The sequence below is a fragment of the Streptomyces bottropensis ATCC 25435 genome, from assembly GCF_000383595.1.
GTDB lineage: Bacteria > Actinomycetota > Actinomycetes > Streptomycetales > Streptomycetaceae > Streptomyces > Streptomyces bottropensis.
Genome location: NZ_KB911581.1, coordinates 4477194 through 4503276, shown reverse-complemented (window position 1 = coordinate 4503276; position 26083 = coordinate 4477194). Strand labels below are relative to the sequence as shown.

General features: G+C 72.0%; 28 protein-coding genes. 22 read left to right on the top strand and 6 right to left on the bottom strand.

The window, feature by feature from the left end:
* Positions 1 to 12 precede the first annotated feature (12 nt).
* The 9 genes from STRBO_RS0119830 to STRBO_RS0119790 all read left to right on the top strand — a co-directional run bounded on the left by STRBO_RS0119830 (position 13) and on the right by STRBO_RS0119790 (position 9437).
* Positions 13 to 1347, top strand: a complete 1335-nt coding sequence (locus STRBO_RS0119830) for a sensor histidine kinase (protein ID WP_237547499.1) — start codon at positions 13 to 15, stop codon at positions 1345 to 1347.
* Positions 1348 to 1577: 230 nt separating this feature from the next.
* On the top strand, positions 1578 to 2990 hold the full coding sequence (locus STRBO_RS0119825; protein ID WP_020114658.1) for a phytoene desaturase family protein: 1413 nt from the start codon (positions 1578 to 1580) through the stop codon (positions 2988 to 2990).
* Between the two features lie 222 nt (positions 2991 to 3212).
* Positions 3213 to 3491, top strand: a complete 279-nt coding sequence (locus STRBO_RS0119820; RefSeq protein ID WP_237547500.1) for a hypothetical protein — start codon at positions 3213 to 3215, stop codon at positions 3489 to 3491.
* Positions 3492 to 3726: 235 nt separating this feature from the next.
* Entirely contained in the window at positions 3727 to 5562 is a 1836-nt protein-coding gene (locus tag STRBO_RS0119815; RefSeq protein WP_020114657.1) for an alpha/beta fold hydrolase, read from the top strand.
* The gene (locus STRBO_RS0119810; RefSeq protein ID WP_005474565.1) at positions 5559 to 6182 is read left to right on the top strand and encodes a hypothetical protein; all 624 of its coding nucleotides are present in this window, start codon (positions 5559 to 5561) and stop codon (positions 6180 to 6182) included. The genes STRBO_RS0119815 and STRBO_RS0119810 overlap by 4 nt, the downstream gene beginning before the upstream one ends.
* Positions 6179 to 6310: a hypothetical protein gene (locus tag STRBO_RS45450; protein ID WP_005474568.1), complete on the top strand. Its 132-nt coding sequence runs from the start codon at positions 6179 to 6181 to the stop codon at positions 6308 to 6310. The genes STRBO_RS0119810 and STRBO_RS45450 overlap by 4 nt, the downstream gene beginning before the upstream one ends.
* Before the next feature lie 103 nt (positions 6311 to 6413).
* Positions 6414 to 8357, top strand: a complete 1944-nt coding sequence (locus tag STRBO_RS0119800) for an ABC transporter ATP-binding protein (RefSeq protein WP_005474570.1) — start codon at positions 6414 to 6416, stop codon at positions 8355 to 8357.
* Between the two features lie 85 nt (positions 8358 to 8442).
* Positions 8443 to 8634 (top strand): hypothetical protein, encoded by a 192-nt coding sequence (locus STRBO_RS0119795; protein WP_005474572.1) that lies wholly within the window; start codon positions 8443 to 8445, stop codon positions 8632 to 8634.
* Positions 8631 to 9437 carry a class I SAM-dependent methyltransferase gene (locus STRBO_RS0119790; protein WP_005474574.1) on the top strand — a complete coding sequence of 269 codons (807 nt, stop codon included), beginning with the start codon at positions 8631 to 8633 and terminating at the stop codon, positions 9435 to 9437. The genes STRBO_RS0119795 and STRBO_RS0119790 overlap by 4 nt, the downstream gene beginning before the upstream one ends.
* A 61-nt stretch (positions 9438 to 9498) precedes the next feature.
* On the opposite strand, the gene STRBO_RS0119785 is transcribed toward STRBO_RS0119790, so the two are convergent.
* Positions 9499 to 9894, bottom strand: a complete 396-nt coding sequence (locus STRBO_RS0119785) for a GNAT family N-acetyltransferase (RefSeq protein WP_005474576.1) — start codon at positions 9892 to 9894, stop codon at positions 9499 to 9501.
* A 105-nt stretch (positions 9895 to 9999) separates the two neighbouring features.
* Between STRBO_RS0119785 and STRBO_RS40265 the strand changes: the two genes are divergently transcribed.
* From STRBO_RS40265 to STRBO_RS0119765, 4 genes are all read left to right on the top strand, one after another.
* Positions 10000 to 10221, top strand: a complete 222-nt coding sequence (locus STRBO_RS40265; protein WP_020114655.1) for a hypothetical protein — start codon at positions 10000 to 10002, stop codon at positions 10219 to 10221.
* A 145-nt stretch (positions 10222 to 10366) separates the two neighbouring features.
* Complete coding sequence (dhaK, locus tag STRBO_RS0119775) at positions 10367 to 11359, top strand: dihydroxyacetone kinase subunit DhaK (protein WP_005474591.1); 993 nt, start codon at positions 10367 to 10369, stop codon at positions 11357 to 11359.
* An 86-nt stretch (positions 11360 to 11445) separates the two neighbouring features.
* Positions 11446 to 12063, top strand: a complete 618-nt coding sequence (gene dhaL, locus STRBO_RS0119770) for a dihydroxyacetone kinase subunit DhaL (protein ID WP_005474593.1) — start codon at positions 11446 to 11448, stop codon at positions 12061 to 12063.
* Positions 12056 to 12466 (top strand): PTS-dependent dihydroxyacetone kinase phosphotransferase subunit DhaM, encoded by a 411-nt coding sequence (locus tag STRBO_RS0119765; RefSeq protein WP_005474594.1) that lies wholly within the window; start codon positions 12056 to 12058, stop codon positions 12464 to 12466. Before dhaL ends, STRBO_RS0119765 begins: the two co-directional genes overlap by 8 nt.
* 69 nt (positions 12467 to 12535) lie before the next feature.
* Here the strand turns inward: STRBO_RS0119765 and STRBO_RS0119760 are convergent, their stop codons facing one another.
* Complete coding sequence (locus STRBO_RS0119760) at positions 12536 to 13267, bottom strand: glycoside hydrolase family 75 protein (RefSeq protein ID WP_020114654.1); 732 nt, start codon at positions 13265 to 13267, stop codon at positions 12536 to 12538.
* A 425-nt stretch (positions 13268 to 13692) separates the two neighbouring features.
* On the opposite strand from STRBO_RS0119760, the gene STRBO_RS0119755 reads away from it, so the two are divergent.
* Positions 13693 to 14673, top strand: coding sequence for a fibronectin type III domain-containing protein (locus STRBO_RS0119755; protein ID WP_051085229.1), 981 nt, complete (start codon positions 13693 to 13695; stop codon positions 14671 to 14673).
* Between the two features lie 184 nt (positions 14674 to 14857).
* Positions 14858 to 15394 carry a hypothetical protein gene (locus tag STRBO_RS0119750; RefSeq protein ID WP_005474606.1) on the top strand — a complete coding sequence of 179 codons (537 nt, stop codon included), beginning with the start codon at positions 14858 to 14860 and terminating at the stop codon, positions 15392 to 15394.
* Between the two features lie 16 nt (positions 15395 to 15410).
* Here the strand turns inward: STRBO_RS0119750 and STRBO_RS0119745 are convergent, their stop codons facing one another.
* The 4 genes from STRBO_RS0119745 to STRBO_RS0119730 all read right to left on the bottom strand — a co-directional run bounded on the left by STRBO_RS0119745 (position 15411) and on the right by STRBO_RS0119730 (position 20176).
* Positions 15411 to 15980 (bottom strand): PadR family transcriptional regulator, encoded by a 570-nt coding sequence (locus STRBO_RS0119745; protein WP_005474608.1) that lies wholly within the window; start codon positions 15978 to 15980, stop codon positions 15411 to 15413.
* Between the two features lie 61 nt (positions 15981 to 16041).
* Positions 16042 to 18063 (bottom strand): NADPH-dependent 2,4-dienoyl-CoA reductase, encoded by a 2022-nt coding sequence (locus STRBO_RS0119740; protein WP_020114652.1) that lies wholly within the window; start codon positions 18061 to 18063, stop codon positions 16042 to 16044.
* Positions 18064 to 18192: 129 nt separating this feature from the next.
* Positions 18193 to 18969 (bottom strand): putative protein N(5)-glutamine methyltransferase, encoded by a 777-nt coding sequence (locus tag STRBO_RS0119735; protein ID WP_005474612.1) that lies wholly within the window; start codon positions 18967 to 18969, stop codon positions 18193 to 18195.
* 460 nt (positions 18970 to 19429) lie between these two features.
* Positions 19430 to 20176, bottom strand: a complete 747-nt coding sequence (locus STRBO_RS0119730) for a GNAT family N-acetyltransferase (RefSeq protein ID WP_005474614.1) — start codon at positions 20174 to 20176, stop codon at positions 19430 to 19432.
* A 233-nt stretch (positions 20177 to 20409) separates the two neighbouring features.
* Between STRBO_RS0119730 and STRBO_RS0119725 the strand changes: the two genes are divergently transcribed.
* The 7 genes from STRBO_RS0119725 to STRBO_RS0119695 all read left to right on the top strand — a co-directional run bounded on the left by STRBO_RS0119725 (position 20410) and on the right by STRBO_RS0119695 (position 26007).
* On the top strand, positions 20410 to 21015 hold the full coding sequence (locus tag STRBO_RS0119725; protein ID WP_005474616.1) for a sulfite oxidase-like oxidoreductase: 606 nt from the start codon (positions 20410 to 20412) through the stop codon (positions 21013 to 21015).
* Positions 21008 to 21802 carry a ferredoxin reductase gene (locus STRBO_RS0119720; protein ID WP_005474619.1) on the top strand — a complete coding sequence of 265 codons (795 nt, stop codon included), beginning with the start codon at positions 21008 to 21010 and terminating at the stop codon, positions 21800 to 21802. Before STRBO_RS0119725 ends, STRBO_RS0119720 begins: the two co-directional genes overlap by 8 nt.
* A 282-nt stretch (positions 21803 to 22084) precedes the next feature.
* On the top strand, positions 22085 to 22669 hold the full coding sequence (locus STRBO_RS0119715; RefSeq protein WP_005474621.1) for an Rv1733c family protein: 585 nt from the start codon (positions 22085 to 22087) through the stop codon (positions 22667 to 22669).
* A 219-nt stretch (positions 22670 to 22888) separates the two neighbouring features.
* The gene (locus tag STRBO_RS0119710) at positions 22889 to 23233 is read left to right on the top strand and encodes a hypothetical protein (RefSeq protein ID WP_005474622.1); all 345 of its coding nucleotides are present in this window, start codon (positions 22889 to 22891) and stop codon (positions 23231 to 23233) included.
* Positions 23234 to 23338: 105 nt separating this feature from the next.
* The gene (locus STRBO_RS0119705; protein WP_020114651.1) at positions 23339 to 24307 is read left to right on the top strand and encodes an acetylxylan esterase; all 969 of its coding nucleotides are present in this window, start codon (positions 23339 to 23341) and stop codon (positions 24305 to 24307) included.
* Between the two features lie 14 nt (positions 24308 to 24321).
* A complete protein-coding gene (locus tag STRBO_RS0119700) occupies positions 24322 to 24741 on the top strand; it encodes a nuclear transport factor 2 family protein (RefSeq protein WP_005474624.1) in 420 nt (139 codons plus the stop codon).
* Between the two features lie 105 nt (positions 24742 to 24846).
* A complete protein-coding gene (locus STRBO_RS0119695; protein WP_020114650.1) occupies positions 24847 to 26007 on the top strand; it encodes an EstA family serine hydrolase in 1161 nt (386 codons plus the stop codon).
* Positions 26008 to 26083: the final 76 nt, after the last annotated feature.

Genomic DNA, 26083 nt, shown 5'->3' with positions numbered 1-26083 from the left:
GCCTCCGGTTACATGACAACCTCGTCACTCGCGGCTCTTTCGGCACAGGCGACTCAGCCGCACCTGGGCCCGCCCCGATTACCAGTACGGCAGCTGAAGCACCGAGCCCTGTACCCGACTCTGGGCGTGCTGTGGGTCCTGGACATCGTCGTCATCGGGTCGCATCAGCACGGCCCCGTCGACTGGCTGCCGCTGGTGACCGGCCCCGTCGCCCTGGCCCTGGTGATCGTGCCGGCACCGCGACTGAGCACCGAGTGGCGGGCGGGGATCTCCGCGGCCTCCTCCACGGCGGTGACGCTGGGCACCTACCTGACGGGGTCGGACCTGCCCCATTGGGGACTGCTGGAGACGGCGTGCATGCTGGTCCTGCTGGTTCGCATCTGCCGCAATGTCCGCCGACCCGGCATCGTCCTCGTCCTGGCCACCGCGTTGGGGGCCAGCATCATCGACGAACCCCTGCGCACCGGGGGGACGGGCATCACCCTGACCTATCCCTTCCTGCTGACGTTCACGGTCGGCGGGGCCGTCGGAACCGGCTGCTACCTGCGCACGCTGGACGCCCGCAGGCGCCGTACGATCTCCGCCGTACGGCTCGCCGAGCGCATCCAACTCGCCCGCGAACTGCATGACTTCGTCGCCCACCACGTGACGGGCATCATCGCGCAGGCCCACGCCGCCGATGTGATCCACGAGAGCGCGCCCCATCAGGTCGGCCCCATTCTGACCAACATCGCCGAGGCCGGGCAGCGGACCATGGACTCCATGCGCCGTCTGATCAGTGTGCTGCGCGAGGACGGCGAGCAGGGCGCCGTCGAGTGCCCCGAGGCGCCGTACGCCGCACTGGCCAAACTGGTCTCGGCCTTCGGCGCCCAGGGGGACGGATCGTCCGCCCAGCTGGAGGTCACCGGAGTCGCCCGCAGCACCACGCTGCCGCCCGAGGTGGGCGGCGCGGTCTATCGCGTGGTGCAGGAGGCGCTGACCAACGTACGGCGGCACGCGCCGGGCACCAAGGCGACCGTGCGCGTCCAGCGCACCCGTGGCGACCTGCTCCGGGTCGACGTGTACAACGGCGGGCCCGAGCGGCGGGTCTCCCGTCCCATGGGAGGCCGTGGCGGCTACGGCCTGATCGGGCTGCGGGAGCGGGCCGAGGCCGTCGGCGGCTCCCTGACGGCGGGACCGGCCGACGACGGTGGCTGGTGGCTCATCGCCCATTTCCCGGTCCTCGCGGACGCCCTGCCCCCGGACACGGAGAAGTCCGCCGCGGCGGCGTCCCGGCGACAGGCAGGACGCCATGCCAAGCGACCGCGCACACGGAACCCGGGCCCGACATGCTGGGAGTCGGGATAGACGGTCCGGGACGTGAATTAGGCAATTCTGCGCATCGTGCCGGGACGGCAGACGCATTAATGTCGGAGAGTCAAAGGCGCCGGGACGGCCTTCTTTCGTCCCGCAGAGCGGTGAACCGGCCCGGACCGGGCCCTTTCGAGGGCCCGTTCCATCCTTTTTCCCGCCCGCCGTTTCGCGCATTGGCAGACCGATACCCATCTGTGCGAACACGCAGAAGACGCGGGAGACATATGACTACGGCCGTCGTGGTGGGCAGCGGCCCGAACGGTCTCGCGGCCGCCGTGTTCCTCGCCCGGGAGGGTGTCGAGGTCACCGTCCTGGAGGCCGCCGACACCATCGGCGGCGGCACCCGCACCAGCGAACTGACCCCGGGGCTCCTGCACGACCACTGCTCCGCCACCCACCCCATGGCCGTCGGCTCACCGTTCCTGCGGAGCCTCGACCTCGGCCGCCACGGCCTCACCTGGTGCCTGCCGGACATCGACTGCGTGCATCCGCTGGACTCCGGCGACGCCGGGGTCCTGCACCGGTCGGTGGAGAAGACGGCCGACGGCCTCGGTGAGGTGGACGGCCGCCGGTGGCGGCGGGTGGTCCAGCCGCTCGCGGACGGCTACGACGCGCTCGCCGAGGACCTCATGCGGCCGCTCGCGCATCTGCCGCGCCATCCGCTGCGCCTGGCCGCCTTCGGCCCGCGGGCCCTGCTGCCCACCGCCGTGACGGCCCGGCTGTGGCGGTCGGAGAGCGCCCGCGCTCTCTTCGCCGGGGTGGCCGCCCACGCGTTCCGCCCGTTCGACCGGCCTGCGAGCGCCGCGATCGGCCTGACGATCATCGCCGCCGGTCACCGGCACGGCTGGCCGGTGGCCGCGGGAGGCTCCCGGGCGATCGGCGACGCGCTCGCGGCTCGACTCACGGAGTTCGGCGGCCGGATCGAGACCGGTGTACGAGTCCGCTCCGAGGCCGATCTGCCCCCGGCCGACGTGGTCCTCTTCGACCTCGCCCCACGCGCGGTCGCCGACATCCTGGGCGACCGGCTGCCGAGGCGGGTGGCCCGCGCCTACCGCCGCTACCGGCACGGCCCCGGCGCCTTCAAGGTCGACTTCGCCGTCCAGGACGGTGTGCCCTGGACCAACGAGGCGGCCCGCCGGGCCGGCACCGTCCACCTCGGTGGCAACTACGCTGAGGTCGCCGCCGGCGAGCGGGCGATCCACACCGGACGCATGCCGGAACGGCCGTTCGTCCTCGTCGGGCAGCAATACCTGGCCGACCCGCAACGCTCGAAGGGCGACGTCCACCCGGTGTGGACGTACGCGCATGTCCCGCACGGCTACGACGGCGACGCCACCGAGGCGGTCGTCGCGCAGATCGAACGGTTCGCCCCCGGATTCCGCGAGCGGGTCCTGGACCTGGCCGTCCGCCCACCGGCCGGCTTCGAGGAGTACAACCCGAACTACGTCGGCGGTGACATCGTCGCCGGAGCGAACACCGCCTTCCAGCTTGTCATGCGCCCCCGCGCCGCGCTCGACCCCTACAGCACCGGCGTACCGGGCATGTACATCTGCTCGGCGGCCACACCTCCGGGAGCCGGTGCCCACGGCATGTGCGGCGCCAACGCGGCCGCGTCGGCGCTGCGCGGGCTGCGCTGAATGCCTTCCCGCCTGAAGGGAATATTCGGAACGGATTTACCAGGAAGGCCCGGACCGCACGGTCCGGGCCTTCCTTCGCTCCACCTGTTCACGGAAGAGGATCACGCTCGGAAATAGGTATTTCTGTCGATGCGGAGCTTCTGGATGAAGCCGTACTGTCGTTCCAACGAAGGGCACGAAACAGAGGTTTCCGAAGCCCTCGAAGTCGAAAGGAAAACGCACATGAGCATCGCAAAGGCAGTGGACGGAATGGACCTCCCGCTGGAGGAAATCATCCTCACCTCCGCCCGTCCCACCCTCGGCACCCCGCGCATCGGCCGCGGTGCACGGGCGGTTCAGGCGGCCCAGGTGGCCGGAGGCCTCGGCGAGGCCGCCGGCGGTGCCGCCAACGTGGCCGCGGCGGCCAGCGCCGTGGAGGCCAACCAGGCCGCCGTGGAGGCCAACCAGGCTGTCGAGGCCCAGGCGAACGCGGCGAACGCGCAGGCCGCGGGCGGCGTCTGACCCTCTCCGGCACATGCCGGGGCCGTCAGATCGTAGGAACTGACGAAGGAAGCACACAACACTCTGCCGGGCCAGAGGTGAGTTCTGGCCCGGCAGAGTGTTGCGCCGAAAAGCTTCAAAGAAATTTACCACGAATGGAGGTCACGTGAAAATCTCCGGAAAAATTCCTGCCGTGATTCCCAAAAGGATCACCGCTGCGGTGTTCGGCCCGGTTCCGGTCAGCCGGAATCGTGCCATGGGTCTGTCCGAGCGGTTGGCCGCCGTGTCCAGCCTGACCTCGTCCCTCGAGTACCTGACGCAGCGCAAGGACATAGCCAAGGGAGGCATGAACGACTGGGAGGTCGCAAGGCAGTACATGGCGGGAGCCAGTCCTCTGACGCGCCGCCTGGTGGACAGTGTCGGAGGGGTGCGGACCACGACCGCTCTGCACGTCGCGCGTTCCGCCGTGTCGGTCGGCATGCTGCTGCCCGGCAACTCCCGCTGGCGTGGCGCGGGAAGCCTCTTCCTCGGCGCCACCTCCACGCTGCTCTCTCCCCGTCATCACTACGGCGCTGACGGCTCCGACCAGGTGGCGACGCTCGTGCAGCTCGCCACCGGCGGCGCCCGCCTCGTGCCTTCGCCGGCGGCCAAGGACACCTTGCTGTGGTACGCCGCGCTCCAGGCCAACATGGCCTACGCGATCTCCGGCTGGGTCAAGCTCTTCGGCAAGTCCTGGCGGGACGCCTCCGCACTCAGTGGTGTGATGCGCACCCGCACCTACGGGCACCCCGGTATGTTCCGGTGGACCCAGGAACACCCCCGGGCGACCAAGCTGCTCACCCACAGCGTGCTGGCGCTGGAATGCCTCTTCCCCCTCACCTATCTGCGGGGCGGCAAGCTGACCCGCTCCATGATCACCAGTGCCGCGGCGTTCCATGTGGCCAACGGCTACTTCATGGGCCTGGGCAGGTTCGTGAGTGCCTTCCCCGCGTTCCATCCCCTGGTCGCGTACACCGCCGCTCCCCGTTCCCACCCCGCTGTCGCCGGGCGCGACGACCGTGCCGTCTCCGCCGCCCTCGCGGCGCTCGCCGCAGGTGGGGTCGCAGCGGCCGTCACCGCCGTGCAGCGCCGTCTGCGGGCGACGGAAGGATGGCACACCTCCCGTGTACTGACCTCGCGTCACGGAAACCGGCTCCAGTACGAGGAATACTCACCCGGTGCCGGCGAGCAGCCGGTCGTCGTGCTCGCCAGTGGGCTGTTGTCCACCAGTGAGCACTACGCCTGGATCGCCGAGCGCCTGAGCCTCGAGACCGGGTACGGGGTCATCGCCTACGCCCGTGCCGGATACGCCGGAAGTCGCCGCAGGGCAACCGCTTCCTTCCACCTGTCGGAGTCCGTCCACGACCTGGTGGATCTCGTCAACGGCGCCGTGGCTCCGCACCGCAAGGTGATCCTGGTGGGCCACTCGATCGGCGGGGAGATCGCCCGCCGTGCGGCCCGGCATCTGGGCGACCGCCTCCAGGGCGTCGTCTACCTCGACGCCTCCCACCCCGGCCAGTTCAGCCGGGGTCAGAACACGGACGCCAGGGGCTTGGCCGCCCACTTCACCGCCATGAGCCGGGCACTGCGGATGGGCAGCGGGATCCTCGTCCCCCAGCAAGGATGGATCAGCGAACTGCCCGCCGCCTACCGGAAGAAGGTATTCGCCCACTACAGCGATGCACGTATGTGGGAGGCCGCACGCCGCGAATGGAAGGCGGTGCAGACCGACTTCCGGTCCTTCTCCGGACCGCTGGACAGGATCGAGGGTGTGCCCGCTCTGGTGATCTCGGCGCAGCGGACCGTGGACCGCAACCCCGAACAGCTGCTGCTCCACAAGGAACTCGCCGAGGCCCATGTCGGCGCACGCACCGAGACCGTGGTCATCGAGGGAGCCTCGCACGAGAGCATGCTGGTCACGAGCCGCTACGCCCATCAGGTGACGGACCACGTCATCGCGTTCTTCCGCGATGCCGGCAGTCGCTCCTCAGCCGCCGAACCATCCCGTTACGCCACCAGAAGGCCCGTTTCTGCGAAGGAGGCCCGCCGGTGACCGCCCTGACACGCCTGAGGACGAGGAATCCGTTCGCCGGCGAAGCCGGCCCATGGCGAATCGCCGGAGCCGCCCTGCTGCTCCTGACCCTCGCCGGGCAGCACCCACACCGCGACTTCAGCCGGGTACGGGTCAGGGACTACTTCTCCATGCTTCCGAACTGGCGGTTCTTCGCGCCGCACCCGGCCATGTTCGACTACCACTTCCTGTACCGCACCGTGGACGCCGACGGCACTGCTTCGAACTGGCAGGACGTCAGCGGCATCGTGGACCGCAAGCCCATGCACCTCGTCTGGTTCCCCACCCGCCGGAGTGACAAGTGCGTCTTCGACGCGTGCCAGGAGATCCTCTCGGTCATCGAGCAGGGCTTCAAGGCCACCGCCCGCACACCGGGGTACCGGCTGATCACCGAGCACGTACGCGTCCGTATCGCGTCCCAGGGCGAATCAGCCGGTGCCGTCAGGGGTTTCCAGTTCGCGTTGGCCTCCGCCACCGGGTACGACGAGCGTCGCGCCCCCCAGCTCATGTTCGTCTCGCCCTACGTTCCTCTCGACCCGCACGCCCCGAGCACGCCGCTCACCCCAGCCAGGACCGAGGAAAAGGCAAGGGTCGGATCATGAGTTTCAGCAATCCGGTGTTCCTCCTCGTCTGCGGCTTCGCGCTGCTCCTGCCCGGCCTCATCACGGCGGCCCTCATGTACGCCCAGGCTCGGCGGCAAATGAAAGAGGAGGAGGGGAAGACCACATGACCCCGGTCTGTACAGGGGCCGGGGCAGCTGTCCGTCCGGCCGGAATCCGCCCGGACCGTGCCTGGCCCCCTCACCGCGTCTCCGTCCACGTCAAGGGCACGCGATGAGCGAATGGACTGCGGCCGGAAGGGGCAGGCACCACCGCCCTCGACAACCGCCGACCAGTCTGCAGAAGGGGTCGAGCGAACAGGGCAACGGCGAGGACCGCGGGCCGGAGCCAGGCAAGGACGGCAAGCCGAACCGGCCGCGCGCCCTGCACCGGGCGGTACCCCAACTCCATCTGCACTTGCTCTGGGGCAAGGGCGCAAAGCCGTGGCGGGCGCTGGGAAAGCACCGCCGACTGATCGTCCTGGGGGTCGTACTCGGCCTCATCGGCTCCGCGACGTCCCTGGCCCAGCCCGCGATCATCGGCCAGCTGGTCGCCGCCGTCGAGCAGCGACGATCGGTGACCGTCCCCATCCTGATCGGCGCGACCCTGTTCCTCGCCGACGCAGCCCTCAACGCGCTCCATGCATACGTCATCGGGCTGGCCGGCGAGAACATCATCTACGACATCCGCAGCACCCTGGCGTCCCGGCTTCTGCGCTCCCGTTTGCGGGAGTACAGCAACTGGCATCAGGGCGATGTGTTCGCCCGGATGGTGAGCGACACCTTGCTCGCCCGCTCCACCATGACACACGCGATCGACGACATCATCAACAACGGCTTCCTGGTCATCGGCGGAATCGCGCTGATGGCGTGGATCGACGAGGTGCTGCTCGCCGCCACGCTCGCCTGTCTCGGCGTCACCAGCGCCGTCTCGCTCTGGCTGGCGCGCGGCGTCCGACGGGTCTCGGTGCTCAACCAGGCCGACACCGGCAACTTCGGCTCCGCGTTGCTGCGGGTGCTGGGGGCGATGCCGACCGTGAAGGCCTCCCGTGCCGAGGCACGGGAGGCGGAGGGCATCGCGGTCATCGCCCGGCGGGCCCGGAAGTCCGGGATCAAGGTGACGGTCATGACGTCGATGCTGGACCCGACCATGAGCATCGGCACCCAACTGGCGGTCACGGTCGTCATCGGTCTGGGCGCCGCCCGGACCGCGACCGGGGCGATGGAAGCGAGCGCCCTGACGGCGTTCATCCTGTACCTGTTCTACCTGGTGTCGCCCCTCCTGACGCTGTTCACTGCGGTCGCCCAGTTCCAGGTCGGCAGGGCGTCGGTCGAGCGCCTGGCCGAGCTGGGGAAAATCGAGGTCGAGAGCGGGCCACAGGCCGACCGTCCGGCGCACCGGAGCGGCGGCACCCACCTCCATGCACACGGTCTCGAGACCGGGCTCGTCTTCGACGACGTCGGCTTCTCCTACCCGGGCAGCGACAAGCTCATCCTGGACGGGATCTCGTTCACCGTGCCCGCCGTCGGCCTCACCGCTGTCGTCGGTCCGTCCGGGGCCGGCAAGTCCACCGTCTTCCAACTGATCGAGCGTCTTTTTGACCCGGTGTCCGGGGCGATCCGCATCGACGGCACGGACATCGTGGACATGCCTCTGAACCAACTGCGGTCCGTCGTCGGCTACGTCGACCAGGACCACACCCTGCTGCGCGGCACCGTCCGGGAGAACCTCACCTACAGCGCACCGGACACCGGGGACAAGGACATCGCCGAGGCACTGCGCATGGCCAACCTGACCGAGGTGATCGCCGCGCTGCCGAAGGGCCTCGACACCGAGCTCGGCGACCGCGGCGCCGGCCTGTCCGGCGGTCAGCGGCAACGCCTCGCCATCGCCCGTACGTTGCTGCAGGCGCCCCGGTTCCTGCTGCTGGACGAGGCCACCGCCAACCTCGACACCGAATCGGAGAACGCGCTGCGCGACAGCATCACCATGATCTCCGGCTTCTGTGCGGTCATCGCCATCGCCCACCGCCTGTCCACCGTCACCGAGGCCCAGCAGATCGTCGTGCTCGACCAGGGGCGGGTGCACGCCGTCGGCACCCACGACGAACTCCACCGGCACAGCGACCTCTACCGCCGACTCGCCCGGCTCCAGGAACTCAGCGACGTGGCGTCCTGATCCACCTCCACCGAACAACGGAGCGGCACACCCGCCTTCACCCCGACAGGAGAAGACATCCCGATCATCCCGACAGGAGAGGTTCATGAACGACTTTCTGCTCATCCCGTCCGTGGTAGCCCTCGGCATCGTCGGCTTCCTCATCGCCACCCGGGCCGTCAGCACCCCCGCCGTCATCGGCGTCGCCCTCGTGGTGCTGTGGGGCGCCTGCTCCCAGGCCAGAGCCCATACGCATGCCAGGCACACCCCGTCCAAGAAGCGGAGGCAGCATCCATGAGCACCAGCACGACATCCCCTGCGCCTGGCGCCACGTCGAGCGCCGTCATCGAAGACATCGGCTATGGCCGGCAGTTCGGCGACTGGTACCACCGGCTGTTCCCCGACGACGAGTCCGTCGTCGACGAGGTGGAGCGCCTGGTCTCGCTGCATCCCGATCCGGCCCTGGGCACCGTCGAGTTCGGTGTCGGAACGGGGCGGATAGCGCTCCCGCTGTCGCGCCGAGTCGGGCCGGTCACCGGCGTGGACTCCTCCCCCGAGATGCTCGACGTGCTGCGTCGCGACCTGGCCGACGACACCCCCGTCGAGCCCGTGCACGGCGACATCTGCGTCTACACCGCGGACCACACCGTGGGGCTCGTGTACTGCATCTGCGCGACCCTGTCGATGTTGCTCAGCCCCGAGAAGCAGCAGCTGGCGGTGCGCCGCGCGGCCGAACTGCTGGTCCCCGGCGGCAGGCTGGTGATCGAGACCCACAACAAGCCGGCCATCCTCGCCCTGCACGAGGGCAGCGCCCGCGCCACGTACTTCTCGCCCTACCCGGAGCCGGGCACCGGTCTGCAGAGCCACTCCGTCCTCCTGCCGGAGGGGTCGCTGTGGCATCTCTCGCACGTCTGGTACGAGGCCGACGGCACCACCCGCGTCGGCACGGAGATCTCCCGGCTGACCGCCCCGGAGGAGATGGACACCTACGCCCGCGCCGCGGGGCTCGTCCCCGAGGGCCGCTTCGGCGACTGGCCCGCCGACGCGGCCCCGTACTCCCCGGAATCCCCGCTGGCGATCTGCACCTACGTCAAGCCCTGACGGCCCGCACCGCAGCACGGGTGGGCGTCACCAGGGGGCCGGGACATGTCCCGGCCCCCTGTCACAGTGCGAGCAGACCTGCCGCCGTCTCCTTGAAGCCGCAGGCGTCGATGTAGAACGGCCGCAGGTGCTCCTCGAAGTCGACGTGCAGCCACTGGCACCGCGCGGCACGGGCTTCGTGGGCGGCCGTCGCGATCAGCGCGGCACCGACGCCCGCGCCGCGGTGGTGTTCCGCGACCACCGTGTCCAGGACGAAGGCGTGGACGCCACCGTCCCAGACGACGTTGACGAAGCCGATCAACGTCCCGTCCTCCCACGCGCAGACCCAGCCGAGGCTGTGCCGTTCGAGTCGTCCCCGCCAGTCGGTCGCGGCGACCGGGTGGTCGAAGCCTTCCGCGTGCAGCGCGTCGAGTGCCGTGTTGTCGAAGTGGCCCCGCCACTCGTACGTGATCGTCACGCGTCGATCGTAGGGCGCCGAGGGCTCAAGGCTCCGTCCGGTACGAGGAACCGGACGAGGACTTGATCGGTGGGGCGGTGGCCGGGGGTCTGCCACGATCGCCGTATGGGTGCCTTGGACGCGGTGGCGGACAGTGGCGCCGGCGGGGCGACCGTGACGTTCCGGCCCAGCGGCTCCTCGATGGTCCCGCTGATACGCAGTCGCCGGCAGGTGGCCGTCGCTCCGGTGGACCCGGCGAAGGTGGAGGCCGAGGACATCGTCCTCGCCCGCGTCGCGCCGCCGTCGCGCCAGATCCGGGCGCGCGCACCGGCGTGTCGACGCACGTGACCTTCGCCTCCTCAAGGTCGATACTTTCACCAGACGCGCTTCGACCGACCCGTGCCCGACGACCCCGAGGATCCGATGCCCGTCATCGCAGTCGGCACGACGGCGCAGCCGGAGGCGTGTCTCGACATCTCACCAGGAGGTACCCATGAAGATGCTGATCAACGTCGCGGAGAGCGTCGTCGCGGACGCGTTGCGGGGTATGGCGGCCGCGCATCCGGAGTTGACCGTGGACGTGGAGAACCGGGTGGTGGTGCGGCGGGACGCGCCGGTGGCCGGCAAGGTGGGACTGGTCTCCGGGGGCGGCTCGGGACACGAACCGTTGCACGGTGGATTCGTGGGGCCCGGCATGCTGTCGGCGGCCTGTCCCGGTGAGGTGTTCACCTCGCCCGTGCCCGACCAGATGGTGCGGGCCGCGGCGGCCGTGGACAGCGGGGCCGGGGTGCTGTTCATCGTGAAGAACTACACCGGTGACGTGCTCAACTTCGACATGGCGGCCGAACTCGCCGAGGAGGAGGGCATCCGGATCGCCAAGGTGCTCGTCGACGACGACGTGGCCGTCACCGACAGCCTCTACACCGCCGGCCGGCGCGGCACGGGCGCGACCCTGTTCGTGGAGAAGATCGCGGGAGCCGCTGCCGAGGAGGGACAGCCGCTGGAGCGGGTCGAGGCGCTGGCCCGGCAGGTCAACGAGAACTCCCGCAGTTTCGGCGTGGCCCTCAGCGCCTGCTCCACTCCGGCCAAGGGCAGTCCCACCTTCGATCTCCCCGCCGGAGAGCTGGAGTTGGGCGTGGGCATCCACGGTGAGCCGGGACGCGAGCGGCGCGCGATGATGACCTCGCGGGAGATCGCCGACTTCGCGGTGAACGCCATCCTCGACGACATGAGCCCGCGCAACCCGGTCCTGCTCCTCGTCAACGGCATGGGCGCCACTCCCCTGCTGGAGCTGTACGGCTTCAACGCGGAGGTGCAGCGCGTGCTCACCGAACGCGGGGTGCCGGTGGCCCGCACCCTCGTCGGCAACTACGTCACCTCGCTCGACATGGCCGGCGCGTCGGTGACGGTGTGCCAGGTCGACGAGGAGTTGTTGCGGCTGTACGACGCGCCGGTACGGACGCCGGGACTGCGCTGGGGTGTGTGAGGAGGAAGCGGGTGGTCGCCCCGGCCGGGTGGCGCGGCCCAGTGCCTCACTGTCAGTCAACTCACGTACCACGCAAGGAGATTGCTGTGCTCGACGCGGACTTCTTCCGTCGTTGGATGACGGCCACCGCGGCCTCGGTGGAACACGAGGCGGAACGGCTCACGGCGCTCGACTCGCCGATCGGGGACGCCGACCACGGCAGCAACCTGCGCCGCGGGTTCACCGCCGTGGTGACCGTCCTGGACAAGGACGCGCCGGACACGCCCGGCGCCGTGCTCGTGCTCGCCGGACGGCAGCTGATCTCGACCGTCGGCGGCGCCTCCGGCCCGCTGTACGGCACCCTGCTGCGCCGCACCGGCAAGGCGCTCGGTGAGGCGGGCGAGGTGAGCGAGGCCCAGCTGGCGGACGCGTTGCGCGCCGGGGTCGACGCGGTGAGGGCGCTGGGCGGGGCCGCGCCGGGAGACAAGACCATGATCGACGCGCTGGTCCCGGCGGTCGACGCGCTCGGCGAGTCGTTCGCCGCGGCGCGGGCCGCCGCCGAGGAAGGCGCCCTGGCGACCACGCCCTTGCAGGCACGCAAGGGCCGGGCCAGCTACCTGGGCGAGCGGAGCATCGGACATCAGGACCCCGGTGCCACGTCCGCCGCGCTGCTGATCGCCGCCCTCGCCACCGTCTGCGGGGAACCGGAGGCGACCGATGTCTGACGCTGAGCCGGTCGGCATCGTGCTGGTGTCGCACAGCGCCGCCGTCGCCGCCTCGGTCGCCGAGCTGGCGCAAGGGCTGTCCGGTGCGGGCGCCGCCGTGCCCGTCGCGCCGGCCGGCGGCACCGAGGACGGCGGCCTGGGCACCAGCGCGGAGCTGATCTCCGCGGCGGCCGCCTCCGTCGACCGGGGCTGCGGTGTCGCGATCCTCGTCGATCTCGGGAGCGCGGTCCTCACCGTGAAGGCACTCCTCGCGGAGGGCGACGAACTCCCCGCGGACACCCGCCTGGTCGACGCGCCGTTCGTCGAGGGCGCCGTCGCCGCCGTCGTGACGGCCTCGACGGGCGCGGACCTCGCGGCGGTGGCGGCCGCCGCCTCGGAGGCGTACGCGTACCGGAAGGAATGACCTTCCGAGCATCCCTGCGGACGGTTCGGGGCCTGTCGCCGAGCGGCACCAGGCCCCGAACCTCCCGGGTCAGCCCGGCGCGCCGCCGCGCATCGCCGCGCCCCCGCGCATCGCCGGTCCTCCCACCCATTTCCGCGCCAGCGCCTCCCCCAGCCGCACCGCGGCGGCGTGGTCCTCGATCGGGGTCACCCGGGTGTCCTCGAAGACGATGTAGGTGACACCGGACGCGGTGCCGCCGGTGCGCGGGTCGGGGCGGATGCCGAGGGCCTCGGCCGTGGCGTACGAGGCCTCGCCGATGATGTTCTGGGGGCCGGTGTCGCCGACGACGGCGTATTGGACGCGGTTCTTGTACACGACGGCGGCGACCGAACCGCCCCTGATGCCGTGGACCCGGTGGTCCCAGAGGCGGCTGGCGACGGGGACGACGATGAACGGCAGGCTCTCGGAGCGCAGGTAGCGGCCGTCGGACTGCAGGAACGACGTGGTGGGCTGGAACCACGGGTCGGTGTCGCTGTTGCAGTGCGTGCTGGGCCGGCCGTCGCAGTCGATGTCCATGTCGGCCTTCCAGAGCACCGCGCCGTCGACGCCGCAGACGGGGATGTCGGCGGGGGTGCCCGCGTCGCTCCTGTACAGCCCCTCGGACACCCGGACACAGCCACGCGCCTTGGCCAGCAGGGCGGCGGCGGTCACCCCGCCCTCTCGGTGGTGCACCGGGCGCTGCGGGTGGGCCAGGGCGGGCAGGGCGACCGGGGCCAGCAGGGCGGCGCCGACGGCGGCCAGCGTCAACGAGCGGACACGCACGATGGGGACCCTCTCCTGGGGGACATGACGAACACCCACCCCAAGGTGGTGGGGGTCGGAGAGGACGGCCACCGGGAGGGGGCCGGACGGATCACGGCATGCCGCGCGACGGGTGCGCGGCCGAGGGCCGGGCCCGACTCGGCCCCGGCCGCTCGGCCGCTTTCGTCGGCGCGGGATCGGCGACGACAGCGGCCCGCGCCGTACGCCGCGAACAGGCCCGGAAATCAGGCGAGTTCACGCCGTGTCAGGACACCAGCATACGTATCCGTCCGCCGTGCCGCGCACCGCGTCGCCGTAGGGGCCGAGCACCTGCGCGACGCGGACCGCTCCGCTCCCGACCCTTGATGTGGCCGCGTCAGTCATGCCATACATGGAGTCAGGTACAGACCAATCCGTTCCGGCTCGACGACCGAGGGGGCAGGATCGTGCGACGCGTTCCCGTGCCGGCACTCGCCCTGGTTCCGCTGCTCTGCGGCTCGCTGCTCCTCATGTCCGGCTGCGCGGTCAAGGAGACCCCCGGCCGTCGCCCGCCGCCGCCCCCGCCCGGCGTCACCGCCGAGGCGGGCAGCGCCACCAGCGTGCACATCATGTGGAACCGGGCGTCCGGCGGCCCGCGGATCGCCGGGTACGAGGTGTACCGGGGCCGCACGAAGGTGAAGGACGTGCCGGGCGGCGAGCACATGGCCGACATCACCCGGCTCCGCCCCGCCACCACCTACGTGTTCACGGTCCGGGCCCGCGATGCCGCCGGGGACCTCGGGCCGCCCAGCGCACAGGTCCGGGCCACGACTCCCGCCGCCGGGACGGGGGACCGCCGGGCCCCCACCCGTCCCGGGCGCCTGGACGGCAGGACGGTCGGGAGCAGAGCGGTACAGCTGTCCTGGGGGCCCTCGACGGACGACCGTGACGTGGCGTCGTACGACATCCTCCAGGGCGGTTCGAAGATCCACAGCGTGGGCGGGCAACAGACGGCGGCCGTGGTCACGGGGTTGCGGCCCGGCACCCGCTACTCCTTCACCGTGCGCGCCCGGGACGCGGCGGACAACGTCTCTCCCGTGAGCCCGGCCGTACGCCTCACCACCTCGCCGGGGGCGGACGACGGGCGGGGCACCGCGCCCACCGGGTTCCGCGCCGGCATCCGCCGGGCCGACGGGGCGTACTCCATCGAGCTGTCCTGGCGGCCGCCGCGCGCTGATGGGGTGATCACGGAGTACGAGATCCAGCTCGACGGACGGCCGGCGACCACACTCGTCTGGGGCGGGACCCCGCCCCGCCACCGGGCCACCCACAGCTTCTACGCGGGCCGGGAGGCCGGGGTGTCGTACCGGGTGCGGATCCGCGCGAGGCTTCCGGACGGGACCTGGGGCGGATTCTCACCGGAACGGACGGTGACCACCGGCGGGTGAGCCGGGCGGTCGCGGCGGGGCGCGTGCGCCGGGTCCCCCGCACGGCGCAACGCGTCACCTGCCCGGGGGCCGCCGGCGTGCGGACCGGGCGGACGGCACGTTGGCTCACCCTGAGGCAGCACGGGTCTCCCGATCCTCGGCGGCGCACGGGACGTGCCGCCACCGTGCCGCTGGAGGGCAGACCATGCGTACGTCCCAGCTACTCCTCCGCTTCGGCCCGACCGCGGCCGCCGCCGTGCTGCCGGTCGCCCTGACCACGCCGTCGGCCGCCGCCGCCCCCACGGGCATCTCGGTGAGCACCACGGGTTCCTCGGTCACCGTCACCACCGACGACTGTCCCAACAGCACCAACGGCACGTTCGGCACCGCCTCGCTGCTCTCCAGCGGGCAGGCGAACTTCTCCCAGGGGCGGCAGGCGACCCTCACCGGCACGAGCGCCAACCAGTCCGCCTCCTGGGCGAACGTGGGCCCGGGCACCTACACCGTGATCGGGGTGTGCAAGGACGGGACCACGGCGGGGACCCAGTCCGTCATCGTCACCGCCGCCACCCCCACCATCGCCGCGACCGCCTCGCCCGCGCGGGGCGTCATGGGCGGCGTCGGCGGGGCCACCCGGGAGTACGGCACCGTCACCCTCGTCGGCGGCGGGGCGCTGGTGGCCCTGGGCACGGGCGCTGCCGTCTGGTACCTGCGCCGCCGGGCCAAGCCGCACCGCCTCTGACCGCGGGGGCGGGCTCTCACCCTTCCCGGCCGTCGCCGTCGCCGATGGCTTCCGGCAGGGTCTCGAACTCCTCCAGGGCGTCGGTCAGCCACTGGGTCCAGAAGGTCTGCAGGTCGATGCCCGCCCGCAGGATCAGATGCTGGAGCCGGTCCTGGGTCGTGTCCCGGCCGGCCCCGAAGTCCCGCTTCTCGATCTCCTCGTACTCCGCCAACTGCTGCTGATGCAGGGCGAGATGACGCCGCAGATCGTCCGCGAGACCAGCCGTTCCGACCACGGCCGCCGCGCGCAGCCGGACGAACAGCGCGTCACGCCACGGCTTGGGGTCCTGGGGTGCGGCGGTCCAGCGGGCCAGCTCCTCACGGCCGGCCGGCAGGACCTCGTAGCTCTTCTTCTGCCCTCGGGCGGGCCGCTCGGAGGGCAGGGCCCGGATGTGGCCCACGCCCTCCAGCCGTCCCAGCTCGCGATAGATCTGCTGGTGCGTCGCCGACCAGAAGTAGCCGATCGACCGGTCGAACCGCCGGGTCAGCTCAAGGCCCGACGACGGCTTTTCGAGCAGGGCGGTGAGGATCGCGTGCGGGAGTGACATGGGCTCATCCTAGGAAGGGCCGAAGAGCACGACCGCCGCACGCGTCCCGCGGCCGGGCCGGCTACAGCGCCGCCGCCACCTCCGTCCCCTGCTGGATCGCCCGCTTGGCGTCCAGTTCGGCCGCCACGTCCGCGCCGCCGATGAGGTGTGCGGAGCGCCCGGCCGCCACCAGGTCGTCGTAGAGGTCGCGGCGCGGGTCCTGGCCGGTGCACAGGACGACCGTGTCGACCTCCAGTACCTGGCGGACGCCGCCGACGGTGACGTGCAGACCGGCGTCGTCGATCAGGTCGTACTGGACGCCGGGGACCATGGTGACGCCGCGGTGCTTCAGCTCGGTGCGGTGGATCCAGCCGGTGGTCTTGCCGAGACCGGCGCCGACCTTGGAGGTCTTGCGCTGCAGGAGGTGCACCGAGCGCGGCGGGGCGGGCCGCTCGGGCGCGGCGAGGCCGCCGGGGGCGCTGTAGTCCATGTCGACGCCCCATTGCCGGAAGTAGGCGGCCGGGTCCTCACTGGTCTTCTCCCCGCCGTCGGTCAGGTACTCGGCGACGTCGAAGCCGATGCCGCCGGCGCCGAGGATCGCGACCCGGTCGCCCACGGCGGCGCCGTCGCGCAGGACGTCGAGGTAGCCGACGACCTTGGGGTGGTCGACGCCGGGGAGTTCGGGCGTGCGCGGGGTGACACCGGTGGCGACGACGACCTCGTCGTACGCGGCGGCCGTGAGGTCGTCGGCCGAGACCCGGTTGTCCAGGCGTACGTCGACGCCGTACGCGTCGAGCCGGTTGCGGAAGTAGCGCAGGGTCTCGTCGAACTCCTGCTTGCCGGGGACCTTGCGGGCCACGTTGAGCTGGCCGCCGATCTCGCTCGCGGCGTCGAACAGCGTGACCGTGTGGCCGCGTTCGGCCGCGCTCACGGCGCAGGCGAGGCCGGCCGGGCCCGCCCCGACGACGGCGACCCGCTTGCGCAGCCGGGTCGGGGAGAGGACGAGTTCCGTCTCGTGGCAGGCGCGCGGGTTGACCAGGCAGGAGGTGATCTTCCCGCTGAAGGTGTGGTCGAGGCAGGCCTGGTTGCAGCCGATGCAGGTGTTGATGGCGTCGGAGCGGCCCTCGCGGGCCTTGTTGACGAAGTCGGGGTCGGCGAGCATCGGGCGGGCCATGGACACCATGTCGGCGTGGCCGTCGGCGAGCAACTCCTCGGCCAGTTCCGGGGTGTTGATGCGGTTGGTGGTGACGAGCGGGACGGAGACCTCCCCCATCAGCTTCTTCGTCACCCAGGTGTACGCGCCGCGCGGCACCGAGGTCGCGATGGTGGGGATACGGGCCTCGTGCCAGCCGATGCCGGTGTTGATGATGGTCGCCCCGGCCGCCTCGACGGCCTTGGCCAGCGTGACCACCTCCTCGAAGCTGGATCCGCCGGGGACGAGGTCGAGCATCGACAACCGGTAGACGACGATGAAGTCCTCGCCGACCGCCTCGCGCACCCGGCGCACGATCTCGACGGGGAAGCGCATCCGGTTCTCGTAGGAGCCGCCCCAGCGGTCGTCGCGGTGGTTGGTCCCGGCGGCGATGAACTCGTTGATCAGATAGCCCTCGGAGCCCATGATCTCGACGCCGTCGTACCCAGCCCGGCGGGCGAGGCGGGCCGCCTCGGCGTAGTCGTCGATCGTCTGCTCGACCTCGGCGTCCGTGAGCGCGTGCGGGACGAACGGGCTGATCGGGGCCTGCAGAGCGCTCGGGGCGACCAGGTCGGGGTGGTAGGCGTACCGCCCGAAGTGCAGGATCTGCATCGCGATCCGGCCGCCCTCGCGGTGGACGGCGTCGGTGATCCGGCGGTGCTCGTCCGCCTCGGCCTCGGTGGTGAGCTTGGCGCCTCCCTCGGCCGGTCGGCCGGCCTCGTTGGGTGCGATGCCGCCGGTGACGATGAGGCCCACTCCCCCGCGGGCCCGGGCCGCGTAGAACTCCGCCATGCGCTCGAAGCCGCGCTCGGCCTCCTCCAGACCCACGTGCATGGAGCCCATGAGGACGCGGTTGGGGAGTGTGGTGAAGCCCAGGTCGAGCGGGCTCAGCAGGTGCGGGTAACGGCTCATGGGGACCTCCGTGCGGGGCGTCGTCATCAAGGTTCTAGACGACGCCACCCCGTTTATGCAACTAGTTGCACAACCGTTGAGGGGAAGGCCACATCCGGCGCAGGAGCCCTGGGTCGGCCCTGGGACGACTCAGGGCCCGGTGCCGAGCACCACGTGGGCGTACATCTCCTCCGAGACGGCCGTCCGCGCCGTGAGGCCGGAGCGGCGGAAGGCGTCCAGGGCGGGCGGCACCTGGCGTTCGCTCGTCTCTACGAGCAGACAGCCGCCCGGGGCGAGCCACTCGGGAGCCTCGCCGGCGACCCTGCGCAGGACGTCGAGGCCGTCCCTCCCGCCGTCCAGGGCGACGAGGGGTTCATGGTCGCGGGCCTCGCTCGGCAGGAACGGGACCTCGCCGGTCGGGACGTACGGGACGTTCGCCGCGAGGATGTCGACGCGACCCCGCAGACGGTCGGGCAGTGCCGCGAAGAGATCACCCTCGTGGGCGTGGCCGCCGTGCGGGGCGATGTTGCGGCGGGCGCAGCGGACGGCCGCCGGGTCGATGTCGGCGGCGTGGAGTTCGGTGCCGTCGAGCGCGGCCGCCAGGGCGGCGCCCACCGCGCCGGAGCCGCAGCACAGGTCGACGACGACCGAGGCGCCGGGGACGGCGGCCAGAGCCTGCTCGACGAGGAACTCGGTACGACGGCGGGGGACGAACACGCCGGGTTCCACGGTGATGCGCAGGCCCGCGAACTCGGCCCAGCCGAGAACGAGTTCCAGGGGCAGGCCCGCGACACGCCGGTCCACCATGGTGGTGGCCTCGTCCGGGGTGCGGGCGGTGGTGAGGATCAACTCCGCCTCGTCCTCGGCGAAGACGCAACCGGCGGCGCGAAGTGCCGTGACGACAGAGGAGGTGGCGAGAAGTGGCATGACAGCCGAGAGCCTTTCGGTGGGCCGAAGGGCGCTCCCGCGGTGGCCTATCGGCGAGACACCGCGCCGCGTTGAGGTGAGAGCACCCGACCTGACACAGCGGTAATGGGTCCCACCTCCTCGTTCCACGTGCTGACTGGCGCGGCAACCCTACCTCATGGTCACTCCCGGCCATCAAGGGCTCGGGCGGCCCACCCGAGCGCCGGTCGAGCCCGCCGGTAACGACGGGTTCCGACGCCGCCGAGACGTCCGTGGCCGAGGTGCACGGGGTGCTCGCGGGGTTCGACGGACGTCCTCCCGGCGACGCCGAGCCCCACGAGGGCGCTTGACGTGCGTGCCCGATGTCGCGGCCGGGGCGCCGCGTTCCGGCCGCCGCCGAGGCTCCCGGCGTCGGCCCCGGCCTGAGCCCCAGCCCCAGCCCCAGCCCCAGCCCCAGCCCCAGCCCCAGCCCCAATGCGGGCTACACCCCCACCCGTTCCTCACCCGCGTCGAGCGCCGGCACCCTGGCCGCCATGAAGCGGGTGGTGCGGCGCAGGCGGAAGCCGAGGGATTCGTAGAGGCGGATGGCGGTCGTATTGGTCGCGGCGGTGTGGAGGAAGGGCGTTTCGCCGCGTTCTCGGATGCCGTGGGCGACGGCGAGGACCAGACGGGTGGCGAGACCCGCGCCGCGGAAGGCCGGGTCGGTGCAGACCGCGCTGATCTCGGTCCAGCCCGGCGGGTGCAGCCGCTCGCCGGCCATCGCGACCAGCGCGCCCCCGCGCCGGATGCCCAGGTAGGTGCCCATCTCGACGGTACGGGGCAGGAAGGGGCCCGGCTGGGTGCGCTCGACGAGGTCGAGCATCTCGGGCACGTCGGCGGGGCCGAGGCGTACGGCCTCGTCGTCGGGGGCGGCGGCGATCCCGTCGTCGACGAGCTGCACGCCCTCGAGATCGAAGGTCACCTCCCAGTCGGCCGGGAAGCCCCCGGTGTAGGCCGGGACCGGGACCTCCGCACCGGGGCCGGCCAGCGCCGCGAGGTCGGCCCAGTCGTCCGCGCCCGGGTCGTCGGGGAGGGCCAGCCACGGCGACACGTCGAGCGGATAGCGCAGCACCCGCCCGCGCCGCTCGGCGAAGTGGGCGTGCGGCCCGGTGAGGGAGGCGAGAGCGGGATTGTCGAGGACGTGGGGCACGATGCCCGCACCCTTGCTGCCACTCGCGTACTCGGACATGCGCTCTCCGCTCTGCTTCGGACTGCTCTGATCTGGTGCGACCGGGGCCGCCGACGGCCGAATCCGCCGGCACCCGCCTCTTGGCGGCAAGGAAGATCGTCGAGCCCCTATTCCCGGGCCGCCGGAGAGTTCATACGGCCGCAACGATCGCCGTCCGGCCCTCGGACCGGAGCACGCGCCGCGGACACGTACGGTGGTACGACTCAGCATTCACCGTCGTCACGTGGGACCCCATGAACGTCACCCGAGGCTTCACCGGACGCCCCCGCGTCCACCATCCCGGACTGCCGCCCGGCCAGTACGACGCCGGCGACGACTGGCCCGTCCTGTCCGCCGAGGTCACTCCCGATCTCACGCCCGCCGACTGGACGTTCCGGATCGACGGCCTGGTGGCGCGGCCGCGCACCTGGGACTGGGACGAGGCCCACGCGCTGCCCGCCTCGCTGTACGAGGGCGACATCCACTGTGTGACGAGCTGGTCGAAGTTCGGGGTGCGGTTCGGAGGTGTCTCGCTGGACGCGTTCCTGGACATGGTCGGACCCGACGTGTCCGCCACCCACGCGGTCGCGTACGCGCACAGCGGCTACACGACGAACCTCCCGCTCGCCGACCTCACCGGCGGGCGCGCCTGGATCGCCTGGGAGTACGACGGCAAGCCGCTGCCCGCCGAGCACGGCGGCCCGGCGCGGCTGCTGGTGCCGCACCTGTACTTCTGGAAGAGCGCCAAGTGGATCGCGGGTCTGCGGCTCCTCGACCACGACGAGCCCGGCTTCTGGGAGCAGAACGGCTATCACGCGCGGGGCAACCCGTGGGAGGAGCAGCGGTACTCCGGTGACTGAGACAGCGACGAACACGGCCGTCACCCCACCGCCGGGCCCGGCCTTCACACCGCCCACGCGTTTCGCCGTGCCGGGCCGGATCGCCGTGAGCACCCGGACCGCGTCGCTCTGGCAGCGGGCGACGCTCACGGAGATCCGACGGGAGACACCGTCCGTGGCCACGTTCCGGTTCGCGGTGCCCGCCTGGGCGGGGCATCTGCCGGGACAGCACCTGATGCTGCGGCTGAGGGCAGGGGACGGCTACACGGCGCAGCGCCACTACTCGCTGGCGTCACCACCGGACGACAGCGGGCACATCGAGCTGACCCTGGACCATGTCGAGGGCGGCGAGGTCTCCGGGTGGTTCCACACCGAGGCCCGGCCGGGTGACGAGGTGGAGGTGCGCGGCCCGCTGAGCGGCTTCTTCGCCTGGCCCGGGGACCGGCCCGCGCTGCTGGTCGGCGCGGGCTCCGGTGTGGTGCCGCTGATGTCGATGATCCGCCACCACCGGGCGCGCGGGCTCGACGTCCCGCTGCGGCTGCTGGTCTCCGCGCGCGGGCCGGGGGACCTGATCTACGCGGCGGAGTACGGCGCGGAGACCACAGCCGTGTTCACGCGCCGGGCGCCCGAGGGGATGCCGGTGGGACGGCTGTCGGCGGCCCACGTGGCCCCGCTGCTGGCCGAACGACCGGCGGGCGGCTGGGAGGCCTACGTGTGCGGCTCCAACGCGTTCGCCGAGCACGCCGCACGGCTCCTGGTCGAGGCCGGACAGCCCGTGGACCGCATCCGCATCGAACGGTTCGGCTGAGGGCTGCTTGGCTGGGGGCTGGGGGCTGGGGGCTGGGGGCTGGGAAAGCTTCCGTCGAGGGTTAGGGCTGGGCGGCGCGGTACGGCAGACCGCCGGGGCGGCGCCACGAGTACGCCTCCCCCTCGGGCCGCGCATTGCCTGCGGCCGCTCCCGGCCGGACCGCGCCTCCATGATTTCTGGCGCAAACCATGCCATCACGCCCCCTTTCGGGTAAACCGGAAGTGCGGACCAGTCCAGACCGGGGTTCTCGTACACGAGGACCGGACCGGCGAGGAGGGCGAGATGCGAGGCCAGGTGTTCGGGTGGCGTTGGCGGGCCAATCCACTGCGCCGCCGCTCGGACGTCGTCGAGGCGTGGACGGTGCTGTGCGTCGTGCTGCTGCTCGCCCTCGGCGCCCCGGCCGCCGGGCTGACGGTGGGCCGGTGGGCCCACGCGGACGCGAGAGCCCACGCGACGGCCGAGCGGGTCGCCCTCGACCGCGTGAGTGCCGTGATCGTCGAGAAGGCCCCGGACTCCGTGCCCTCGGCGCATGACGACAAGCAGCCCACGTTCTGGGTGCGGGCCCGCTGGACCGAGCCCGACGGCGGCTCCCGTACCGGTGAGGCCCGGGTACCGGCCGGCGCCGAGCGCGGCGACCGCGCCGACGTCTGGCTGGACGACGCGGGCCGCAGCGTCGAGCCGCCCCCGACGGACACGGCCGTCTGGCAGCACGCGCTGGCCATGGGGACCTGCGCCACCGGTGGTGTCGTCGGAGTCGTCCTGCTCGGGCACGTGCTCGTCCGCAGGGTCGCCACCCGGCACCGACTGGCCGAATGGGAGCGGGAGTGGGCGAGGACGGGCCCCGACTGGGGACACCGCTGGGCCTGACACCGGACGCGATCCCACCTCCCGGCAGCAGAACGCGAACCAGCTCGTCGCGGAACCCCTGCGCAACGCGGGCAGGTCACCCTCGGCGACGCCCAGGACCGGCGGGCGCCCCGCCAGCGGCCCGTACGACTCGGTCGTGATCACCATCGGCACGATCCTGACGATCTACGCGGCGATCGGCGGCACGCCGGGAGCCACCTCATCCAGGCCGTCAAGGCCGTGCTGCTCGTCGCCGGTGTCAGTGTGGCCGCCGTCCTGGTGTTGAACCGCTTCGACTGGAACGCCGACGGACTCCTCGCATCCGCGCCCGAGGGCAGCGGGCAGCGGGCAGCGGGCTGGGCAGCACCTCCCTCCCTCCCTCCCTCCCGGTCTGCGCTCCACGTCTGGGGCACCACCACCGCCACCCTGGCGCTCCTCCCCTTCGCGATCGCCGCGTCCGCCATGCTGCCGAGCCTCCTCCACGGCCTGTTCTGGCGCGGATTCACTGCCCGCGGCCTCCGGCAGAAGGAGAGCGCGTACGAGGACTTCGAGGTCCGGGCCTTGGTCGGAGCGGATCCGAGGTGAGGGGACGTGGGGCCGTCGCGGGCCCGGAAAAAGCCCCTTGGCGGCCCGCGACGCCCCACGTACGGTGTGATCATCCGCACCTCAGAACTCAAAAGGTGGTCCTTCATGGCCCTGTTCGACCTGCCGTTGGACGAGCTCCGTGGTTATCGAAGCGCTTCGACGGAGCCCGAGGACTTCGACGCCTTCTGGGCGAAGACCCTCCAGGAGGCCCGCGAGCACGACCTCGACGCCCGTTTCGAGCCGGTCGAGACCCACCTGAAGACGGTCGACGTGTACGACGTCACCTTCTCCGGGTTCGGCGGCCACCCGGTCAAGGGCTGGCTGGCCCTCCCGACCGGCGCCGACGGCCCCCTGCCCACCGTCGTGGAGTTCATCGGCTACGGCGGTGGCCGCGGCCTGCCCCACACCCACCTCCTGTGGGCCTCGGCGGGCTACGCCCACTTCGTCATGGACACCCGGGGCCAGGGCAGCGCCTGGGGCGGTGGCGGCGACACCCCCGACCCGGTGGCCGGTGCCCCCGCCTTCCCCGGCTTCATGACCCGGGGCATCGACGCTCCCGAGAACTACTACTACCGCCGGGTCTACACCGACGCCGTACGCGCGGTGGAGGCCGCCCGCTCGCATCCGCTGACCGACGCGGCGCGTACGGCCGTCGCCGGTTCCAGCCAGGGCGGCGGCATCTCCATCGCCGTCGGCGGACTCGTCCCCGACCTGGTCGCGGTCGCGCCCGATGTGCCGTTCCTGTGCGACTTCCCGCGCTCCACGACGATCACCGACCGCGATCCGTACCGCGAGATCGGCAAGTACCTCAAGACCCACCGCGGCCGCACCGAACAGGTCGGACACACCCTCGCCTACTTCGACGGCGTGCACTTCGCCGCGCGCGGCCGGGCCGCCGCCCTGTTCTCGGCGGCCCTGGAGGACCAGACCTGCCCGCCGTCGACGGTCTTCGCCGCCTTCAACGCCTGGGCAGAGGCGAACAAGCGCATCGAGGTCTACGACTTCAACGACCACGAGGGCGGCGGCCCCTACCAGGAGGCGGTCAAGCTTCGCTGGCTGGCCGCGCAGCTCTGAGGAGGCGGGACATCATGGACACGGCGGAGGCCGCCGGGCGGTTCGTGGGCGTGTGGCAGCGGGCCTGGGCGGCGCACGACGTCGAGGCGATCCTGGAGTTGTACGCGCCCGACTGCGTGCACCGGTCGATGCCCTTCCGGGAGCCGCACCGGGGCCGCGACGAACTCGCCATGTACCTGCGCTGGTCCTTCACCGGTGAGCGGGTGGACGACGTGCGCTTCTCGGACCCGGTGATCGGCCAGGACGGTGTGGCCGTCGCCGAGTTCCGGGTGCTGTCCGAGGTCGACCAGGAGCCGCAGACCCTCGCGGGCTGCGTCTTCGTACGGTTCGACGCGGCCGGCCTCGCCGTGGAGACCCGGGACTACTGGCACCTGGTCCCGGACCGCACGGAGCCCGCCCGGCCCCTGTTCCTGTCCGGGGATCCCCACCGGTAGGAGCGACTCGGCCGCACGGCTTCCCTGTTGTCCGACCAGTCGGTATGTTCGGGGAGGCCGGGCGGCCCTCGTCCCGGCGCACGACGGCCGGCGATGGAGGGGTTCATGTCCGAGTCTCAGGTTCGGGGTCACTGCGAGGCACGGTTCGCGGCGGTGCGCGACGCGTTCGAGGAGAACTTCGGCGAGCGTGACGAGCTGGGGGCGGCGGTCACGGTGACGCTGGACGGGGAGACCGTCGTGGACCTCTGGGGAGGCTGGGCCGACGCGGCGCGCGGCCGCCCCTGGGAGCGGGACACCGTCGTCAACGTGTGGTCGACGACCAAGGGCGCGACCGCGTTGTGCGCGCACATCCTCGCCGACCGGGGCCTGCTCGACCTGGACGCCCCGGTGGCCGTGTACTGGCCGGAGTTCGCTGCGGCCGGCAAGGAGGGCGTGCTCGTCCGGCATCTGCTGTCCCACCGCTCGGGGCTCGCCGGGCCGCGTGAGCCGCTCACGTTCGAGCAGCTCTGCGACTGGGAGCTGACGGTCAAGCGGCTCGCGGCCCAGGAGCCCTGGTGGGAGCCCGGCACGCGGTCCGGGTACCACGCGATGACGTTCGGCTTCCTCGTCGGCGAGGTGATCCGGCGGGTGTCGGGGCTGCGGCCCGGCGCGTTCCTGGCGCGGGAGGTCACCGGGCCGCTCGGCATCGACTTCACGATCGGGCTGCCGCAGACGCAGGCGGCGCGGGCGGCCGAGCTGGTGCATCCGCCGGCCGCGTCGAGCAGTGAACAGGCCGCCGTCTTCGCCCAGTTGACCCCCACGGCGCTGGCCGCCCTCGCCAACCCGCTGGTCGGCGCCACCGAGGCCAACACCCATGCGTGGCGGGCCGCCGAGATCCCGGCCGCCAATGGCCACGGCTCCGCCCGGGCGGTCGCCGCGCTCTACGGGGTCCTCGCGCTGCGCGGCACCTGGGGCGGCCGACAGGTGCTGTCGCCGGAAGCGGCCGAGCGGGTCCGGGAAGGGCAGGGCGCCTGCCGTGACCTGGTGCTCGGGGCCGGGTTCGGCCGGGACACGGAGATCGGGCTCGGGCTGTGGCTGAGCGGCCCGCACGGCTCGTACGGGCCGAACCCGAGGGCTTTCGGCCACGACGGCTACGGCGGCTCCTGCGGCCTCGCCGACCCGGAGGCCGGCGTCTCCCTCGGCTATGTCATGAACCGCATGGGCCCGCACATCGCCGACGACCCGCGCAAGATGGCGCTCGTCGAGGCGCTGTACACCGCGCTGTGACCCGTCGGAGGCGGCAGGGCTGAGCGGGCGCCTTCGGCTCAGCCGCCCCGGCACCGACGCTCGTGGCGCCCGGGGC